The following is a 3,332-nucleotide window of genomic DNA, read 5'->3' as shown; positions in this document are numbered from 1 at the left end:
CGTTTCATCATACTGTTTTTTCATCTGAAACACCTCTTATATAGAATAATTTATCTCTATACTGTGTTCCAGTTTTACTGTACCACCTCATAGAGACGTCCCGATTGTCAGGTTAAATATTCAATGTATGACCTTCTGTATCAACCACATGCAACAGAATATTTCGTTTTTGAGGATTTGATATAAGGCTCATCTACCTTCCAAAATACATAAACGTGCTTATTTTCTTCTAAATTTGAGCAACCAAATTTTCATAGTCATGCCCCTTTGCATAATGATAGCTAAACGAGCAAATACGCCGCGTTCTTGCAGAGTAATCTTAATTTCTTAAAAACAATCTTAATAAGCAACTATTTACTACTGAAATATTATCTTTTTTGAATTACTTTTCTTTAAAATATTCCATATAAATTTGAGCAATATATTATTAAATATTCAGAAAATTAAATGTTTTCAGAGGTTTAATTTTTAATGTACCTATTTCAGACCTATGTTTGAAATTAATATCATATTATTTAAATGAATTTTTCTATTTCGTTTAATTTTCGTCGCGTAGGAAAACCAGATATGAATACAATTGGTATAACTTGTATTTTTTCGTCTAACGGTATATTTGTAATAATGCAACTCGGTTGCATTTTTAACAACTCATTAGTAGTAAGGTTATCATATAACACAGATACATATTCTAATTTTGTACCAAAATATAAATTTAAAAATTCTTTTAGATATTTTTCTAATCCGCTAACACTACTTAAAACTAATACAATTTTTTTTGATACCTCTTTTAACTTCATTAATTCTGATTCCACATACATAGTTAAAATTGCTATTTCTCGTTCAGAAATATAATAATTACAAGTATATTGTTTACTCCATCTAGTTACTACCTCATATACTTGGTTAAAAGTGTTTGGATGCTCTATTTTTATAAATGCCATATTAGAAGGTAGGTATTTTTCAATAGCATATAATGAATTTGGGTATATACTCCCTTTATATATGTGTCTTATTAAATAAATAAACTCTTCATTAAAGGGTAACTGTATGTTAAATGTTGTATTCAGCATGTAATGAAGTTTTATGGACTGCTTATTTATTAATGTTTCTTGTTCTGTATCTTCAAATAAATAATCTAATGGAAGTGCATTAGATTTTCCATGAAAATATAATGTATGATAAATAGTATCTAGTATTACAAGGATATCTTTCAAATCAACAAAAACACCATACTTACCAAAAACTTTTTTTGTTAGAGAGATTATTTTTTTATAATACTTAGAATTGAAGATTTTTCGCCCCTTTTCTAAATCAACTGCGATATTATGTCCGTGTGACTTACGAAGTAAATAAATTGATATAAAAAAAGAGAATTTTTTTTGCTCTCTGGGCAAAAATCAATTTTAAACACATTTGCTAATATTCGACAAAAATCATCGAAAATTTTTTCGTTTATATCCAAAAAGGGCCACTCTTGTTCTGTAAATGTTTTTAAATACAATTCGTAATACATTAATATAATATCAATTTCATTTCCTATTATTTTAAGAGGACGTTTACTTAAAATTAAGTGATACTTTTTGAAATATTGCTTAATTTCTAAGAATAGTGACTTTAATCCATCGGGTGTAATGTAAAAACGCTCCAATAATTCTTTAGATGTACTAGTATCATTATAAAATAAGTGTTCTAAGGTAAGAAACAATAGAGATTGTTTAAAATATATTGATTGAAAGGATTCTATCGAAGAAGAATTAGGAATAATCAATTTAATCCCTTTGCACTTAGATATTATAATTTTCCAATCTATAGGTAAAAAGTCTACCAGGTATTTAATATCTCGTTGAATAGTTTTCATGGAACAATCTGCAGCATCTGCAATCTCCTGCAAAGAAAACCATCTCGCTTCATGTGAAATAAGTTCTAATATTTGATAATGTCGTTTTAACATAATTTTCATCGTATTATCCCCCTTTCAATATAAACATTATCTTTTAACAAATAAACTTATCAAAGGTTTATCTTATCAAGAAAAATATAAAATGTCTTAATTTTTTATCATAAAAGATAATTTTTTTACCATAATTTCAAGATATATTTTTATGTACAAACTTGTTTTGAAATTATATTTAAATGATTTAATAGCTGCTCCTTCTATTTATCAATCCCAACAACACATCTTTATATTGAGATTTTCTTATTGCATTGTGTTTTTGAATATTAGGGGGAGAGAAGTTTGAATTTTACAACGTGCATTTTTTAGGGATGTACGAACCAAAACTTGGAGGTAGCATAGTGTAAGTATATAGAATGTATACAAAAAAGGATGATCGATGTATATATTCTAGCATTTTTGAAAATAAGGAGATGGAGTTGTTGTTAACAGCTTTATATGTAACAAATCAAGGGAATAACAATGTTGAGGTGATAGACGTAGCTAGTAATGAAGTTATTTCGATAATTTCTGTAGGAAGTTATCCTCGTGGAATAGCAATTACACCAGATGGACAATATGTTTATGTAGCGAACTTTAATAGTAATACGATATCGGTTATTTCTACAGAAACAAATACAGTGTTAACAGTAATTAGCGTGGGAGTAAATCCTTTAGATATAGTTATTACACCAAATGGACGATACGCTTATGTAACCAACTTTAGAAGTGATACAGTATCTGTTATTGATATTTTGAGTAATACAGTAGTGAATAGCATATCAGTTGGTAGCATGCCGCGAGGTATTGCGGTTACACCAGATGGAGCATTTATTTACGTGGTGAATTCTAATAGTAATCGTATATCTGTTATTGATGCAAATACTAACATCGTTATTAAAACAATAACTGTAGGAGCTAAACCAATCGATATTGCGATTACACCAGATGGCGAATTTGCTTATGTAACAAATTATACAGGCCAAACGATATCGGTTATTAATATAGCGACAAATGTAGTAAGTATCACAATCCCAATTACGGTCAAACCTTATGCAATTATCATTACGCCAAATGGAACGGAAGCCTATGTGACTGGATATAATACAAACACCGTAGAAGTTATTAGTACCTTAACGCATACTGTCATAAGTTCAATTAATGTAGGAACATTCCCCATTGGAATCTCTGCTTCTTTAGGTGGGACAAATTTATATGTAGTAAATGAAGGCAGTAATACTGTGTCTGTAATTGATCAAAGTATGAATAGTGTAATTGCAACTTTTGTAACAGGCAGTCAACCCTATGGAATAGCTCTATTATCCTGTCCATTGACCGGACCAACTGGGCCAACCGGACCAACTGGATTAACTGGAGACACTGGGCCAACCGGACCAAC

Annotated in this window: 2 protein-coding genes and 1 pseudogene; 1 reads left to right on the top strand and 2 read right to left on the bottom strand. The window is 29.4% G+C overall.

What is annotated here, in order from left to right; translation table 11 throughout:
• Window positions 1-515: 515 nt before the first annotated feature.
• A complete protein-coding gene (locus tag F3I02_RS19625) occupies window positions 516-1,214 on the bottom strand; it encodes a BglG family transcription antiterminator (RefSeq protein ID WP_196478315.1) in 699 nt (232 codons plus the stop codon).
• Between the two features lie 92 nt (window positions 1,215-1,306).
• Entirely contained in the window at window positions 1,307-1,960 is a 654-nt protein-coding gene (locus tag F3I02_RS19620; protein ID WP_196478314.1) for an AcpB/EbpR/MafR family transcriptional regulator, read from the bottom strand.
• Between the two features lie 350 nt (window positions 1,961-2,310).
• On the opposite strand from F3I02_RS19620, the pseudogene F3I02_RS19615 reads away from it, so the two are divergent.
• Window positions 2,311-3,195, top strand: a pseudogene (locus F3I02_RS19615) (beta-propeller fold lactonase family protein); the annotation flags it as partial.
• Window positions 3,196-3,332: the final 137 nt, after the last annotated feature.

The organism is Bacillus sp. SRB3LM (assembly GCF_015712745.1).
GTDB classification, from domain to species: Bacteria; Bacillota; Bacilli; order Bacillales; family Bacillaceae_G; genus Bacillus_A; species Bacillus_A thuringiensis_K.
The sequence above is the reverse complement of the archived record's forward strand: the minus strand, read 5'-3'. Positions and strand labels throughout refer to the sequence as shown.